The 14,785-nt window shown below is 60.8% G+C and carries 13 protein-coding genes and 4 tRNA genes; 2 read left to right on the top strand and 15 right to left on the bottom strand.

Going from position 1 to position 14,785, the window contains the following annotated elements; all coding sequences use genetic code 11:
• Positions 1-260: 260 nt before the first annotated feature.
• From I6J19_RS01305 to I6J19_RS01350, 10 genes are all read right to left on the bottom strand, one after another.
• Positions 261-893, bottom strand: coding sequence for a hypothetical protein (locus tag I6J19_RS01305; protein WP_038627615.1), 633 nt, complete (start codon positions 891-893; stop codon positions 261-263).
• A 254-nt stretch (positions 894-1,147) separates the two neighbouring features.
• A complete protein-coding gene (rplA, locus tag I6J19_RS01310) occupies positions 1,148-1,852 on the bottom strand; it encodes a 50S ribosomal protein L1 (RefSeq protein WP_016422044.1) in 705 nt (234 codons plus the stop codon).
• 101 nt (positions 1,853-1,953) lie between these two features.
• Positions 1,954-2,391, bottom strand: a complete 438-nt coding sequence (rplK, locus tag I6J19_RS01315) for a 50S ribosomal protein L11 (protein ID WP_016422043.1) — start codon at positions 2,389-2,391, stop codon at positions 1,954-1,956.
• A gap of 333 nt (positions 2,392-2,724) precedes the next feature.
• A complete protein-coding gene (nusG, locus tag I6J19_RS01320; protein WP_038627613.1) occupies positions 2,725-3,588 on the bottom strand; it encodes a transcription termination/antitermination protein NusG in 864 nt (287 codons plus the stop codon).
• Positions 3,589-3,779: 191 nt separating this feature from the next.
• Positions 3,780-4,088, bottom strand: a complete 309-nt coding sequence (secE, locus tag I6J19_RS01325) for a preprotein translocase subunit SecE (protein ID WP_038627611.1) — start codon at positions 4,086-4,088, stop codon at positions 3,780-3,782.
• 511 nt (positions 4,089-4,599) lie between these two features.
• Positions 4,600-4,672, bottom strand: a tRNA-Trp gene (locus tag I6J19_RS01330).
• A 103-nt stretch (positions 4,673-4,775) separates the two neighbouring features.
• Positions 4,776-4,849 (bottom strand) — tRNA-Met (locus tag I6J19_RS01335).
• A 39-nt stretch (positions 4,850-4,888) separates the two neighbouring features.
• Positions 4,889-4,961: transfer RNA gene (locus tag I6J19_RS01340), tRNA-Thr, on the bottom strand.
• A 361-nt stretch (positions 4,962-5,322) separates the two neighbouring features.
• Positions 5,323-5,404 (bottom strand) — tRNA-Tyr (locus I6J19_RS01345).
• 179 nt (positions 5,405-5,583) lie between these two features.
• Positions 5,584-6,639 (bottom strand): polyprenyl synthetase family protein, encoded by a 1,056-nt coding sequence (locus tag I6J19_RS01350; protein ID WP_038627608.1) that lies wholly within the window; start codon positions 6,637-6,639, stop codon positions 5,584-5,586.
• Between the two features lie 118 nt (positions 6,640-6,757).
• Between I6J19_RS01350 and I6J19_RS01355 the strand changes: the two genes are divergently transcribed.
• Positions 6,758-8,110 (top strand): geranylgeranyl reductase family protein, encoded by a 1,353-nt coding sequence (locus I6J19_RS01355; protein WP_222867124.1) that lies wholly within the window; start codon positions 6,758-6,760, stop codon positions 8,108-8,110.
• A gap of 51 nt (positions 8,111-8,161) precedes the next feature.
• Here I6J19_RS01355 and I6J19_RS01360 read toward each other — a convergent pair whose 3' ends face one another.
• From I6J19_RS01360 to I6J19_RS01380, 5 genes are all read right to left on the bottom strand, one after another.
• The gene (locus I6J19_RS01360; RefSeq protein ID WP_038627606.1) at positions 8,162-8,854 is read right to left on the bottom strand and encodes a demethylmenaquinone methyltransferase; all 693 of its coding nucleotides are present in this window, start codon (positions 8,852-8,854) and stop codon (positions 8,162-8,164) included.
• Between the two features lie 10 nt (positions 8,855-8,864).
• The gene (locus I6J19_RS01365) at positions 8,865-10,073 is read right to left on the bottom strand and encodes a glycosyltransferase family 4 protein (RefSeq protein ID WP_038627604.1); all 1,209 of its coding nucleotides are present in this window, start codon (positions 10,071-10,073) and stop codon (positions 8,865-8,867) included.
• Positions 10,074-10,077: 4 nt separating this feature from the next.
• Entirely contained in the window at positions 10,078-10,569 is a 492-nt protein-coding gene (locus I6J19_RS01370) for a DUF3592 domain-containing protein (RefSeq protein ID WP_038627602.1), read from the bottom strand.
• Between the two features lie 112 nt (positions 10,570-10,681).
• Entirely contained in the window at positions 10,682-12,388 is a 1,707-nt protein-coding gene (gene menD / locus I6J19_RS01375; protein WP_065422970.1) for a 2-succinyl-5-enolpyruvyl-6-hydroxy-3-cyclohexene-1-carboxylic-acid synthase, read from the bottom strand.
• Between the two features lie 376 nt (positions 12,389-12,764).
• Positions 12,765-13,790 (bottom strand): o-succinylbenzoate synthase, encoded by a 1,026-nt coding sequence (locus tag I6J19_RS01380; RefSeq protein WP_038627598.1) that lies wholly within the window; start codon positions 13,788-13,790, stop codon positions 12,765-12,767.
• Between the two features lie 13 nt (positions 13,791-13,803).
• On the opposite strand from I6J19_RS01380, the gene I6J19_RS01385 reads away from it, so the two are divergent.
• On the top strand, positions 13,804-14,784 hold the full coding sequence (locus I6J19_RS01385; protein ID WP_187402559.1) for a 1,4-dihydroxy-2-naphthoyl-CoA synthase: 981 nt from the start codon (positions 13,804-13,806) through the stop codon (positions 14,782-14,784).
• Position 14,785: the final 1 nt, after the last annotated feature.

Consider the following 14,785-nt stretch of genomic DNA (forward strand, 5'->3'; position numbering starts at 1 on the left):
TCCACTTCAACTCCGCCGACCCCAGGGCCAGCAGGTGAAGCCAAACTGCGCAAGCGCTTCCAAGTCCTCCTGCGTGGGCCGCTCACTGTATTCCTACAATGAAACCTTCAATCCGCTTCTTTCAAAGCGAATGACCGACGGTCTTCGGTGAAACTTGAGTACCAACCTCCATCGTCCCAACTTAATGTTGGTGCCGATTGGAAGCCGGTCAAACTTCGTGAAGAAACTCTATACCAGACCCAGGCAATTAATCAAATCGCCTATCCAAAGCGCGCCGCACCAGGCTCTCCAAAGCGGCCGAACTCCAGGTCCTTCTCACGTTGCTGCACAATCATCTCGAGCTCGGCAAAGTACGCATTCAGGTCATCGTCGGCAAGCCAGAGCACTTGGTCTGCATAGTCGAGTACTACGCGCACCATGTCGTCGGGATGCGCGTCCAACCTGGCGGCATCGAGAATATCCACGGTGAGTGTCAATGCCACACGCACGACCGGCGGGATCTGCGATGCCAGGCACTGCTGCGCCACGGCGTTGCGAAGCTCCACGGCCTCCATCCGCGCAATGATGCGCAGCAACCGCACGACCACGACCTGCGCCGCCCGAGCTTGCAGAGCTTCCTCCTCGCTCATCCCCGCAAGCACCACAGAATCCTGGATATTGCGGCGAAGCACCTCAGCTACGCGCTCGTCCTCCCCTAGCCCCGTCAGTACCTCGCCCAGCAGCGTCTGCCCCGCGATGCGCAGGCAAGGCATGTCATAGGCGTCGTCGCCCAACGAGTCGAGGTACGAGATGAGCTGCGGTTCAATAATTCCGGAACCGTCGTCGAGCTGCGCCAGGCGATTAATCTCGCCAAGCGCCTCCAGCCCTTCTTCGGGTTCCAAAATCAACGTCATAGTCGCGATTTTAAGCAACAAACTTTGGCTGTGAGTCCATTTCGGCTCGATTAGTTCTTTGGATTAGCAATTCGCTTTACGACGTCTACCGCGCCCAAACCCCCACCGCGCTATCGGTATCCCTTATGAGAATGCAAAACCGCCGCCTCACACACCGGGAGAAAGTGCGCGTGGCGGCGGTTTTAAAGAGCTTGGCTCTGAGTCACCCTCGAGCGACTTGTGAAGAGCACACTCGCCTATCGGCTGATGCTGATTTAGGCGGTGTAGTCCTTGATCACGCTGGTGTCAACCGGGATGCCCGGGCCATTGGTGGCGGAGACGGTGATCTTCTTCAGGTACTTACCCTTAGCAGCGGATGGCTTGAGACGCATCAGCTCGTCGATAAGCGCACCGTAGTTCTCGGCCAGCTTCTCGGCGTCGAAGGAAGCCTTACCGATAACAGCCTGCAGGTTTGCAGCCTTATCAACGCGGAAGGAAATCTTACCGCCCTTAATCTCGGTGACAGCCTTAGCGACATCCGGGGTAACGGTGCCGGTCTTCGGGTTCGGCATCAGACCACGCGGGCCGAGGATACGAGCCACGCGACCAACCTTGGCCATCTGGTCCGGGGTCGCGATTGCAGCATCGAAGTCGGTCCAGCCACCCTGAATCTTTTCGATCAGTTCCTCGGAACCGACGAAGTCAGCGCCGGCCTCTTCAGCCTTGGTGGCGTTCTCGCCAGCGGCGAAAACGACGACTCGAACGGTCTTACCGGTGCCGTTCGGCAGGGAGACAGTGCCGCGAACCAGCTGGTCAGCCTTGCGCGGGTCAACGCCCAGGCGGATAGCAACGTCAATCGTGGCGTCGTAGTTCTTGGAGGAGGTCTCCTTGGCCAGGTTAGCGGCCTCGAGTGGAGAGTAGATGCGGCCGGCGTCGATCTTCTCGGCGGCGGCGCGGTATGCCTTAGAGTTCTTGCTCATGAAAAGTCCAATCTCAATTAAGTGAAATGGTTGGATTGTGGTGTTTAGCGGGCCGAAGCTGGCCCTACCACTTGATGAAGGTGCAGCTAAACGCTGACGGTTTACTTAGCGCCCTCGACGGTGATGCCCATGGAGCGAGCGGTACCGGCGATGATGCGTGCACCCATCTCGATGTCGTTAGCGTTCAGGTCCGGCTTCTTCAGCTCGGCGATTTCCTTGCACTGCTCCCAGGTCACGGAACCGACCTTGTTGGTGTGCGGAACGCCAGAGCCCTTCTGAATGCCAGCGGCCTTCAGCAGCAGCTTAGCTGCCGGCGGGGTCTTCAGAACGAAGGTGAAGGAGCGGTCTTCGTAGACGGAGATTTCAACCGGGACAACGTTGCCACGCTGGTTCTCAGTTGCTGCGTTGTAAGCCTTGCAGAACTCCATGATGTTGACACCATGGGCACCCAGTGCCGGACCAACCGGCGGAGCCGGGTTAGCCTGACCAGCCTGGATCTGCAGCTTAATGATCGCAGAAAGCTTCTTCTTCGGAGCCATCGGATTAACCTACTTCCTAGTTACCGGGGCACGCCGCCCCGATGAAAAGGCGACTCACCCCGTCCGGATGCCGACGCTTTACGACGACCCTTGCGCCCACGACCATCATGGCCGCTGGCGCTGGTCATCGAGTTGGTGCCAGCCACCGGGGATACGAATTACTTGGCACATCTGTGCTCAAGGCACAAAAATGCACGCCTGGCTACGTTACCGCAGCGTATGGCGTGCATCAAAATCCGTTACCAGATTGGTTGCTCGAGAGAGCTAGCTGGTGCCTTTGCTCGGCGCTTGGCTTGCCGCCCGGCTTAGTGCGAGGTCCGCTTAGTGCGAGGCCTAGTTCAGCTTCTCGACCTCATCGATGCCCAGCTCGACCGGGGTCTCACGGCCGAAGATGGAAACCAGGGCCTTCATGCGGCCGGTGTCCGGGTCGATCTCGGAGATGGTCGCAGCCACAGATGCGAACGGGCCGGACAGGATGGTGACGGACTCGCCGACCTCGTAGTCGATGGCTACGGCCTTCTTCTCTGCCTGCGGAGCCGCTGCGACAGCCAGCTCACCGTCGGCATTTGCAGCTTCCTCAGCGGCGTCCGCGGTGATGGTCTCCTTCGGCATGAGGAACTTAGCGACCTCACGAATCTTGACCTTGGACGGCTGACCCTCGCTACCGACGAAGGAAGTAACACCCGGGGTGTCGCGGACGACGGACCAGGACGGGTCATCCAGGCTCATGCGGACCAGAACGTAGCCCGGCAGCAGCTTGCGCTTAACGATTTTCTTCTTGCCGTCGTCCTTGCGCTCTTCGACTTCCTCAACCGGAACGATGACCTCGTGAATCTGCTCATCGACCCCCATGGTCTGGGCACGCATTTCCAGGTTGGTCTTCACCTTGTTCTCGTAGCCGGAGTAGCACTGGATGATGTACCAGTCGCCCGGACGACGCTTGAGCTCACGCTGGAACTCGCGCAGGCGCTTACGGTACTCGGCGTCTGCGTCAGCAGCTGCTTGCGCCTCAGCGTCAGCGGCGGTCTCCTCTGCCGGCGCTGCTTCTGCTGCGGCAGTGTTAGCTGCGGCTGCGTCGGCTGCGGCTGCACCCTCGGCCGGAGCTTCTACCTGAGCCGGTGCGCCCTGCGCATCCTGCTCAGTTGCGGCAGCATCCGCGGACTGGGCGTCGGAGAAAATATTCTGACCATCATTCATGTCGTGCTAACCCCTCTTGTATCTACATCAACGGTTCGCGACATTGGCATCTTCGCTCAAAGAGTCTTAAGAGCCAATATGCCATCCGCAATCACTTCGCACAGCAAGACACCAGCTGCGCTAACGAATAATCCCGCCGTCCGGAACTCGGAGGCGGGATGAAAAGCATCACTGCGAAACAGTATAACCGATTACTTGCCCAACACCGATCGGACACCCAGACCGGCCAGCGTGTCCACACCCCACACGAGAGCAATCATGGCAATCAGGAACAGGATCACGATGATGCTGTAGGTGACCATCTGGCGGCCGGTCGGCCAAATCACCTTGCGCAGCTCGTCAACAACCTGCTTGATGAAAACCAAAGGGTTACGAGTCGAAAGCTCGTTGGTCTCCTTCTCACGCGCAGGCTTCTTCGACACGGTGGTCTGCGCGCCCGTCGCCTGGCGCTTACCGGACGGGCGAGCCGCCGCCTGGAAAGTCTGGTTTTCCTCAGACACGATGCTCCTTCGCTACTTCGTGCATATGAGACCTAAAGATACTGCACAGTGAAACTCAAACGTGAATTCTTCAAGAGCAAACTCCAGGGACAATCTCCGGAGCCGAGCCCCCACTGTGCAGAGCAAGTCTGGTTCAGTGCGTAAATTCTAGCCGATTATCCACACTATCGAAGAAATGCGCTTCGTGGGAACCGCAGGCTTCGAGATTCGATTCCGCTGCTGGCCGCAGCGATACTCACTGACGGCCGCTTCACTGCTGCTTCGCCCTAGCTCGTGCTGCAAGCCTGGACTGCTCGCTCGTGCTGCAAGCTTGGGCTGCAAAAAGGACGACCCACCAGACTACGGGCTGCAAATGTGAAACTGTGCGAGTTTATGACACTTTCAAGCCATTTTTCGAGCCATTTTTGACATAACCGCAGTCAGTAACTCGCATTGACCCACCGCCGCCGAATATAAACGAAAAACCCGCCACCCAGACGCATTTTCATACGCCCTGGATGACGGGTACTTGCAGGGGCGACAGGACTCGAACCTGCAACCTGCGGTTTTGGAGACCGCTGCTCTACCAATTGAGCCACGCCCCTTCACCACCAGCAAAAGAGCTTTCCAGCCCTTAGCTGACAATGTCCCACCTTACTGCATTGCTGCATAATCAAGGCGGGGTTCGACGAACATCACTGTCCGTAGTAGCGATGGGGGGGATCGAACCCCCGACCTCACGATTATGAGTCGTGCGCTCTCACCATCTGAGCTACATCGCCCCTATTCTCTACCGGACATAAGTCCGTATAAAAGAACAGAGCCCCCTGACAGAATCGAACTGTCGACCTTTTCCTTACCATGGAAACGCTCTGCCGACTGAGCTAAGGGGGCATCAGCATCCATTGAACTCAGCACGTAACTCCGTGGCCAATTGTTGACCGCTTCGTTTCGCTCTGTGCTCTCCGTGAAGCCTTGCAAAGATTAACCCGAAATCACCACTGAGCACAAATCAGCAGGTAGGCAGCGGTATTTCTTGTCACGTTTGCTGACATTTTGGCGCGCACTTATGGATAATCTATTCACTTATCGATGAGCCCCAGCGGAACCATAAGTGAATAGCTCATCGATGGGTGGCCGCCCCTAGCCCGAACCTCTAGCCCGAACCCCTAGCCCGAACCCTGCCCCGTATCCCCACCAACAGCTCCTACAAACAAAAAATCACCGCGAGAAAAATCTCGCGGTGATTTCACTGTGCCAGATGATGGATTCGAACCAACGAAGGCAATGCCGACGGATTTACAATCCGCTCCCTTTGGCCGCTCGGGCAATCTGGCGTGCACTCTTAAACGGTGCGAATGGAATGCTACCCACTACTCTGTCATTTACACAAATCGGCAGGTAAGGAGGACATTTTCCTACTTGGATTCACCCCTCAGCAGGGCTCACCCCCAGCAGGGCCCAACTCTCAGCAGAGCTCGCCCCTAGGTTCGTCTCGACAGTGGAGCTCAATCCACTACCCCACGCGCTCCACGGTGTAGCGAGCAACGTGACGCAGAGCATCCTTGGCCGCACAGTCGGGAAGGTCAGCGATGACGCGGTCGGACTCATCCAGCAGTTCATTGACCTTCTCCATCGCGCGAGCCACGCCGTTGGTCTGAGCCAGGAGCTCGAGGGCCTCGTCGACAAGCGCGTCCTCGGAGACTGGGCCGACGAGAATCTCACGGAGACGGTCAGCGGCTGGGGTGTCCTCCTGCAGCGCGTAGAGAACCGGTAGCGTGAAGACGCCCTCGCGCAAGTCAGTGCCCGGAGTCTTGCCGGACTGATCTGTGTTGGAGGAGATGTCGATGATGTCGTCGACGATCTGGAAAACGATGCCGATTAGTTCGCCATAGCGGCGCAGTGCGTTGGAAATATCGGCGGACGCACCGGCGTGATAGGCACCGAGATAACCAGCCGATGCGATGAGCACACCGGTCTTTTCGGCAATGACCTTCAGGTAGCGCTCGATGCGCTCTTCAATCGGCAGGTCCAAGTCGTTGAGGCACTCACGCATCTGACCTGTGACAAGAACACCGAAGGTCTCGGCGAAGTGGGCTACGCTCTCGGAACCGAGCTCCGCCAGCAGGCGGGATGCAGCAGCGAAGAGGTAGTCACCGGCCAGAATGGCGACGGTGTTGTCCCAGCGCGAGTTTGCGGAGGGCACACCGCGACGCTTGTCCGCTTCATCCATAACGTCGTCGTGGTAGAGCGTCGCCAGGTGCGTCAACTCCAGCACAGTCGCAGCCGTGATGACGTTATCGCTCTCGGGCTGCTCACCGAACTGCGCGGACAGCATGGTAAACATTGGGCGGAAGCGCTTACCACCAGCCTGAGCTAGGTGGGAAACCCGCTCGGCTAGGAAGTCCTCGCCGCGCCCCAGCTCAGTAATCAGGAGGTCCTCGCTCTTGCGCATTCCCTCGGTGATTGTTGCTTCCAGCGCCTCATCAACGAAGTGAGAACTAGTGGCGGTGTGCTCACCAGTGCCCTGAGCACTTCCGGAACTAAGCCCGGAGTAGTCTCCAGTACGCATTCGAGACCTGCCTAACTGACGATAAAAGATAAGAAACTGCTAAATAAACTACCCTACGAGCATAGTGGCTAGCAGACCAGTTCCCATATTTGTTTCAACGTCGTTATACGCTGGGGCAATGACCTCAAGCCCGATTTCGCGAGTTTCCCCCACGTTCGACGGCGCCGTCGCTCTACCCAGCAGCACTGACGTGCTCATTGTTGGCGCTGGCCCCACCGGCTCCGCAGCCGCAATTCACGCCGCCCGCGCCGGTTTTTCGGTCACTGTGGTCGACTCGCAGCGCTTCCCGCGCGACAAGACTTGTGGCGACGGACTCACTCCTCGCGCTATCGCTGAGCTACATCGCCTAGGGCTTGACGACGAGCTCCTGCGCCGCAACCGTAACCGCGGACTCAAGCTGCACGGCTTCGGCGGCTCCATCACCGCACCTTGGCCAGATGATGCCTCCGGCACTTTTCCCGCTGTCGGATCCGCGATGCCGCGTGTTGAGCTCGACACTTTCTTGCTCAATGCCGCCGCTGATGCCGGAGCACAAGTCTTTGATGGGGTCACTGCGCGGAAGGTGGTTCTCGGAGCGCTAAGCAGTGGTGGCACGCGGGGTCACGGCGTGCGCGAGGTGGAACTTTCCGACCGCGAAGGCAAGCCACACACCATCTCGGCCCGCTGGCTGCTCGTGGCCGATGGGGTCCGAAGTACCGTCGGTAAGCAGCTGGGGCGTGCGTGGCATCGCGACAGCGTCTTTGGCGTGGCCGCGCGGTCATACGTCAGCTTCGACAGCGCGGACGTAGCGGATGGCTGGATTCACTCGCACCTGGAACTGCGCGACTCCGAGGGGCAGACGCACCCGGGCTATGGCTGGATTTTCCCGCTGGGAGAAGGCCGGGCGAACGTGGGGTGCGGGGCGCTGGCGACGTCGGCACGCCCGGCGCGCGCGAACGTGAAGAAGTTGCTACGCGAGTACCACGGGCAGGTGCGTGAGCAGTGGCAGATGAGCGAACCGGAGCACGTGACGTCGGCGCTGCTACCGATGGGTGGTGCCGTGTCGAATGTGGCGGGGCCGAACTGGGCGTTGCTCGGTGATGCTGCGTGCCTGGTCAACCCGCTCAACGGCGAGGGCATTGACTACGGCATGGAGTCGGCGCGGCTAGCGGTGGAGCTGATGAGTTCGATTGGTGCGGGTCGCGATGGGCTGACTCACTCCTGGCCCGCCCTGCTTCGCGAACACTACGGCACCGGCTTCTCGCTGGCTCGCAAGTTGGCACTGACGTTGACGTACCCGAGCTTCCTGCCGACCGTCGGCCCGATAACCATCGGCGCCCCGTGGGGCGGCCAGTTCATGGGTGTTGCCGCACGCCTGATGGGAAACCTGGTCACGGAACACGACCGGGATGTGGTAGCGCGACTGTGGCGCGCTTCGGGGCAGGCGGCGCTGGCCTCCGATAAGTGGTTTGGACGCCAGCCCTGGCGGTAAAAACTGCTTTACGACGGGCCCCGCGCCCCAGCCCGATTGCGAGCTCGCGAGCTACTGCGCGGGCTTGGTTGCCGAGTGCAGCGCCGCGATGCCAAAGGTGAGATTCTGCCAACCAGCATCCTCCCAGCCCGAGGCATTGATGTCGCGGGCGAGCTGCGGCTGATTTGGCCAGGCGCGAATCGACTCCGCCAAGTACACGTAGGCCTCCGGGTTCGAGGAGACGACCTTGGCGATCTGCGGCAGTGCCCGCATCAAGTACTCCTTGTAGAAAGTGCTAAACACTGGCACCACAGGGGTGGAGAACTCACAGACTGTTAGCTGGCCACCGGGCTTGGTCACGCGGGCTAGTTCGGCGAGGCCCGCCTTGTAGTCCACGATGTTGCGAAGACCGAAGCTGATGGTCACCGCGTCGAAGGTGTTGTCCGGGAATGGCAGCTTCATGCCGTCACCGCAGACCTTGGGAACATTGCGGTGCGCACCGGCCTTGAGCATGCCTCGGGAGAAGTCACAGGCAACGACGTACGCGCCAGACTTTGCCAACTCCACTGAGGAAACAGCCGTACCGGCGGCCAGGTCGAGAACCTTCTGGCCAGGCTGCAGGTTCAGGCGCTTTGCCGTGCGCACGCGCCAGTAGTGGTCAATACCACCGGTGAGCACGGTATTGGTGATGTCGTAATTCTTTCCCACGCCGTCGAACATCGAGGCGACTTCGCTGGGATTTTTCGTTAAATCAGCCCTAGACACGCTGTCCAGATTACGCGACCGACTTCTGACGCGTAGCAGCACCTGTACGGGAAGCGTCCATCGTATCTGCTGCGACCTTGCTTGACGTCTCGGCCGCGGAGACCCCAGAAACCTCCTCATAGTGGCGAACAAGGTCTGCACACAGCGCTCCCCAGGTACGTTCGGTCACGGTGTCGCGGCAGCGGTTGCGCAGCTGCTTGCGAGCCAGCTCATCGTCGACGAGCAGCAGCTTGTCGACCGCCTCAGACAGATCGCGGGTGAAAGTCTTGGGCTCCAGCAGATAGCCGTTGACATCGTTAGTAATCAGGTCGCGCGGGCCACCTGCGTTCGGAGCGATGGCCGGAACACCGGAAGCGTGGGCTTCCTGTACGGCCTGGCAGAAGGTTTCAAAGTCACCGGTGTGGACGAACACGTCCAGGCTGGCGAATGCCGCTGCCAACTTATCGCCGGTGAGCTGCCCGGTAAAGACGGCATTCGGCATCTGCTTCTGCAGCTTCGGCAGCTCCGGGCCATTACCAACAATGACCACCTGGATATCATCGCGGCCGTTCAGCGCTGCCAGCCGCTCCACGGATTTCTCCGCCGCCAGCCTGCCGACATAACCAACAATCGGCTTGCCCTCCGGGCTCCACTGCTTCCTGAGCTCTTCACTACGCTTTGTCGGAGTAAAGCGAACCGCATCAACACCACGACCCCAGCGGTAGACGTCACGAATCTTGTGATTCTGCAGGTCCTCAATAGTCGGTGACGACGGCGCCAGCGTTCGGGCGCAGGAGTTGTGAATCACGCGCGTCCACAACCACGCGGCCGTGGAGAGCCCCGCCAACTTGTAGTTCTTGGCAAAACCCGCAACGTCCGTCTGATAGATAGCCACAGCCGGGATGCCCAGCGCCTTGGCGGTCAGCGCGCCCGCACCACCGAGCACAAACGGTGAGGCCAGGTGAACCACGTCCGGCTTAAACTGCGTCAGCGCCGACGCTACCCTGCGGTTCGGCACACCAATCGGTAGCGAATCAATCAACGGCACCATCACGGTGGGCACACGCTCAATGCGGTAGTCGCAGTAGAACTCTGCTTCTTCTTGCCAGTCCCGAGCACCCGGCGCAATCACCAGCGCCTCGTGCCCCTCACGGCGTAAGTGTTCCAACACCCGCAGCACGGAGTTTGTCACTCCATTGATGTTGGGCAAGAAGCTTTCAGCAATGATGGCAACGCGCATGGTGCTAGTTTTCCATCTCGTCGGAAAGCGAAAGTGACCCTCTGTTTACCTTTTGGGGATCTCTTTGTAAACGACGGGTTGCGCGCAACGACAACCACCACAACGGCGCGACGACGATAAACGCAACCACAGCGATGCTGGCAGCCGGGAGAAGCGACAGCGTCCAAGTGCGTCCGGCGACGCGGACGACATTGGGGTCAGTGCGGTCGTATTCGACGCGGACGCGCTGCCCCTCTTCCAGACCAACGGGATAGAGCAAGCCGGTTGGTGGCGACTGAAAGTCACCATTCTCGTCGACGAAATCGACCGTGGTGCGAAGAAGCTCGACCGAGCGCACATTGGCTACGGACTGCCCCATGTTCGACTCGATATTGCGGTCATTAATGAAGCAGCCAACCACCATGGCCAGGCACGAAAGTAACAGGCAAATAATTACAAAGAGCAGCACCTGACGAAGGAAGCGCGGCCAATTGGCCAGGGCAGTTTTCCACTGCATGACGGTCGCGACCTCCTTATTCTTCTGTCCTTGATTGTTTCCAGCTCTAATCTGATGCTGCCGGCCAGCTAGTTCTTGTCCAGCGAGCCTTGCCCAGCTAGTGCTTGTCCAGCTAGTGCTTGTCCAGCACCCCAATCTCCGCATTGTATGCCAGCTTGTGATGCAACTGCCGACGTGTCGCACGCGTGGTCGCCACCTCGATGACGCGAATGCCGTCGACGTCGGTATCCGGGTGCAGCTGCGCGAGCAGATCTGGGAGGCGGTCAACGCGCACGTGCTCGACCCCGTAAGCCTGGCAGATGCCCTCAAAATCCACGTCCTGCGGGGTGCCGAAGATGCGCTCAAAGCTTCCCCGCAGAGCCGGGCTGCCCGCTTCCAGCGTCTCGAAAATACCGCCACCGGCATCATTGGCCACCACGATGGTGAGGTTTTCCGGCCTCGGCTCCAGCGGCCCAATCGCTAGCGCTGCGGAGTCGTGCTGGAACGTCAGGTCCCCCATGAGCGCAATCGTCCTTGGCGGGCGGATCTCGTCGGCATGCTCGCGGTCGGACGCCAGCGCAATACCAATCGCCGTCGCCACCGTGCCGTCGATGCCCGCGGCACCTCGTCCCGCATACGTGTTCACCCCCGGGAAAGGCAGGCCCGTGTACGACGCATCGCGCACCGGGTTCGACGCGCCTAACACCACATTGTCACCCGTGCGCAGGCTATCCGTCAGAGCCGCCGCTACATGAAATCCGGTCAGTGGCTCCTCCGCTTCAATCGACTCGGTAAGCGTCTCCCGCACGGACTTCACCGCCAATTCGCTGGCGGCCTCACAGATTTTCGTCCACTGCGGGTCCTGGTCCCCCACAGTCTGCACATGCTTTACGACGGCCCTTGCGTTCGCTGTCACATCCGGGAACTCCACTCCAAAGCCGTGGTTTTCCGCATCCGAGACAACCGTCAACTCGATATCAGGATTGGCCAGCAGCTTAGAGATTCCTCGGTGCAGCGTCGGCCTGCCGACTAATACAATCTGCTCCGGCGGAATCTGCGCAAAAGTACCCGCCGCAAGCGGGTGAACCGGGTGCGCCGGCGCATATGCATTCGGCTCAGCGATGGTTGGCAAATCCTCCAACTCTGGCAGATGCGGGGCATTCGAGCCCGCAATCACGAGTGTGCGGCGGCTGATGTCAATTGTGGCTGTGCTAGCTGCGTCGGCCGGGCTGGTAGGGGCCGAGTTGGCTGAGTGGGCTGCGATGGCAGCTGCGCCGACGTTGTTGCTGTTGGTAGGCGCAATCGTGGTCCAGGGGCCGCCGTCTGCGCGGCCCTCGGGGATGTCGGCGACGGAGTCGTCGCCAGGCACGAGCGGTTCGACAAAACGAACGTTGAGGTGGCCGGCGCCGGATGCCATGGCAGCGACGACGCGGTCGATGCGGGCACGAATCTGCGCGGCGGTGGCCTTCGTGACCGGGGCGGTGCCGTCCAGATCGAACTCGACGACGGAAGCATCGGCGAACAGGCGGTCCTGGACGATGGTCTGGTTCGCGCCGGTGCCGCGATAATGCGCGGGGCGGTCAGCGGTCAGTGCCAGCAGCGGAATACCCGACGCGGTGGCTTCCACCATGGCGGGAACGAGGTTCGCCACCGCCGTGCCGGACGTTGTAATTACCGGGGTCACCTTGCGGGTGCGCGAGGCCAGGCCGAGGGCGAGGAAGGCGGCGGAGCGTTCATCGATGCGCACATGGAGGCGGACCTTCGCCGCATCGGCGGCCTGGACCAGAGCGCGGGCCAGCGGGGCGGACCGGGAACCCGGGCACACTACGGCATCGACCATGCCGAGACGCAGCAGCTCATCGACGATGAGGCCCGCTACCACTGCGGATGGGGCCGTGGGGGCTGTATGGGCTGCGGAGGTGTGGGGCGTGGCGTCGGTTGCCGAGGCTGGGGTGCCAGCATCGGTGCCGGCGGCATTGGTGATGTTGGCGCCCTGAGCGTGCGAAGTCTGGGAGGTGTCCTGGTTGTCGTTCACACTCAATAGGCTACTTGTCAGGCCGGATATCGGGCTCGTTGGGAGTTACTGACCCCGTTTATGACAGTTTGGAGCCGTTTTTCGAACTCAAAGTGTCATAAACGGGGTCAGTATCTCTGGATGCTCCGTGAGTTGGAGCAGATCGTGAGCCGCCACTGCACTGCGCCACTGCACTGCGCCGCTACAGGTGCACATACGCCGCGCGGAGACGGTCGAACCACCAATCGCGGCGGGGACCCGGCGCGGCGAGCTCGGCCAGGCGGGAAGGGTCGGGCGCGGGGTTGGTGACGGGCAGACGGCCATCGATAAGTGGCCGGGGCTCGATGACGTCCTCAATAAACAGCGACGACGTGGCCAAACCCGCCGCGTTTGGCTCCGGCTGCAGCTCGGTGGCAGGCAGGGCCGCCGCCGTGAACAATCCCGCGGCCATGCCAACACCGGTGTCCAAGGCGCTGGCGACGGTCACCTTTATCGCCAGCTCCTCGGCCAACCGAAGCAAACGGCGTGGCCCGCCAAGCGGTGCGACCTTCATTACGCCCACGTCCGCCGCCTGTTCGCGCGCAACCAAATACGGATCCTCGGCCTTGCGAATCGACTCATCGGCAGCAATCGGGCAAAACTCCCCCACTGCGTCGCGGACCTCGCGAAGCTCGGCGACAGTCGCAACTGGCTGCTCCATATATTCCAGCGGGCCCAACTCATGGGCGGCGCGGATGGCCTGCTCCACCGACCAGCCACGATTCGCATCCACCCGCACCACAGGTTCATAGCCATAGGCTTCGGCCACTGAGGTGCGGACGGCGGCTACGCGCTCGATGTCGTCGTTAAGCGATTGGCCGCTCTCTGCGACCTTGACCTTGAACGTGCGACACCTGGGGTAACGCCCCACGACCTCCGGCACCTGCTCGGGCGTGACGGCGGGGATGGTGGCGTTGACCTCGACAAACTCGCGCTTCGGGGTGGGCAGGCCAACGTATGCGCATTCGATGGCCGAGCGCAGCCACGCGGCAGCTTCGGGCGCCTCGTACTCCAGGAAGGGCGCGAACTCGCCCCAGGTGGCGGGGCCGTCGATGAGGAGTGCCTCGCGGGTGGTGACGCCGCGGAATTTCACCGCCATGGGTAGCGCCACGACGTGGGCGCGGTCGAGAATGCCATCGATTGGCGGAAACTGGATGTTGGGCGCAGCGGACACAGACATACCCCTCATGCTAGAGACCTTTATGCTGGAAGCCATGACTGATACCGCGAAGTACTCGACCGATAACCCCTTCCGCCCCGAGCAGTGGAAGACGGTTGATGGTTTTGAGGATTTGACCGACATCACCTACCACCGCCACGTCGGCGAGGGCCGCGAGAACGGCATTGTGCGTATTGCGTTTGATCGCCCGGAGGTTCGTAACGCATTCCGCCCGCATACCGTCGATGAGCTCTACCGCGCGCTCGACCACGCGCGTCGCACTCCGGATGTCGGCGTTGTGCTGCTGACCGGTAACGGCCCGAGCACCAAGGACGGTGGCTGGGCATTCTGTTCGGGCGGCGACCAGCGCATTCGTGGTCGTTCCGGTTACCAGTACGCAACGTCTCACGAGCATGACGACGCCACCGCGGACGCATCCACCATCGATACCGCGCGAGCCAAGGTCGAGGGAGGTCGCCTGCACATCCTGGAGGTGCAGCGCCTAATTCGCACTATGCCGAAGGTTGTCATTGCCGTGGTCAACGGTTGGGCCGCAGGTGGCGGACACTCCCTGCACGTGGTGTGTGACCTGACGCTCGCATCGCGCCAGGAGGCCCGCTTTAAGCAGACCGACGCTGACGTGGGATCTTTCGACGCCGGCTATGGCTCGGCCTACCTGGCAAAGCAGGTTGGTCAGAAGTTTGCCCGCGAGATTTTCTTCCTCGGCCGCTCCTACGACGCTGAGACCATGCACCGCATGGGCGCCGTGAACGAGGTCGCCGACCACGCTGAGTTGGAAGATGTCGCGGTCGAGTGGGGTCGCATGATCAACGGTAAGTCCCCGACGGCGCAGCGCATGCTGAAGTTCGCCTTCAACCTAACCGACGACGGCCTGATGGGCCAGCAGGTCTTCGCGGGCGAGGCTACTCGCCTGGCCTACATGACCGACGAAGCCGTCGAGGGCAAGGAAGCGTTCTTGGAGAAGCGTGCCCCGAACTGGGAAGAATTCCCGTTCTATTACTAGG

The organism is Corynebacterium amycolatum (assembly GCF_016889425.1).
GTDB classification, from domain to species: Bacteria; Actinomycetota; Actinomycetes; order Mycobacteriales; family Mycobacteriaceae; genus Corynebacterium; species Corynebacterium amycolatum.

Coding starts and splice junctions, on each gene's coding strand:
- I6J19_RS01305 (WP_038627615.1), bottom strand. CDS start 893: ATGACGTTGATTTTGGAACCCGAAGAAGGGCTGGAGGCGCTTGGCGAG.
- rplA (WP_016422044.1), bottom strand. CDS start 1,852: ATGAGCAAGAACTCTAAGGCATACCGCGCCGCCGCCGAGAAGATCGAC.
- rplK (WP_016422043.1), bottom strand. CDS start 2,391: ATGGCTCCGAAGAAGAAGCTTTCTGCGATCATTAAGCTGCAGATCCAG.
- nusG (WP_038627613.1), bottom strand. CDS start 3,588: ATGAATGATGGTCAGAATATTTTCTCCGACGCCCAGTCCGCGGATGCT.
- I6J19_RS01350 (WP_038627608.1), bottom strand. CDS start 6,639: ATGCGTACTGGAGACTACTCCGGGCTTAGTTCCGGAAGTGCTCAGGGC.
- I6J19_RS01355 (WP_222867124.1), top strand. CDS start 6,758: ATGACCTCAAGCCCGATTTCGCGAGTTTCCCCCACGTTCGACGGCGCC.
- I6J19_RS01365 (WP_038627604.1), bottom strand. CDS start 10,073: ATGCGCGTTGCCATCATTGCTGAAAGCTTCTTGCCCAACATCAATGGA.
- I6J19_RS01370 (WP_038627602.1), bottom strand. CDS start 10,569: ATGCAGTGGAAAACTGCCCTGGCCAATTGGCCGCGCTTCCTTCGTCAG.
- menD (WP_065422970.1), bottom strand. CDS start 12,388: ATGGTCGATGCCGTAGTGTGCCCGGGTTCCCGGTCCGCCCCGCTGGCC.
- I6J19_RS01380 (WP_038627598.1), bottom strand. CDS start 13,790: ATGAGGGGTATGTCTGTGTCCGCTGCGCCCAACATCCAGTTTCCGCCA.
- I6J19_RS01385 (WP_187402559.1), top strand. CDS start 13,804: ATGCTGGAAGCCATGACTGATACCGCGAAGTACTCGACCGATAACCCC.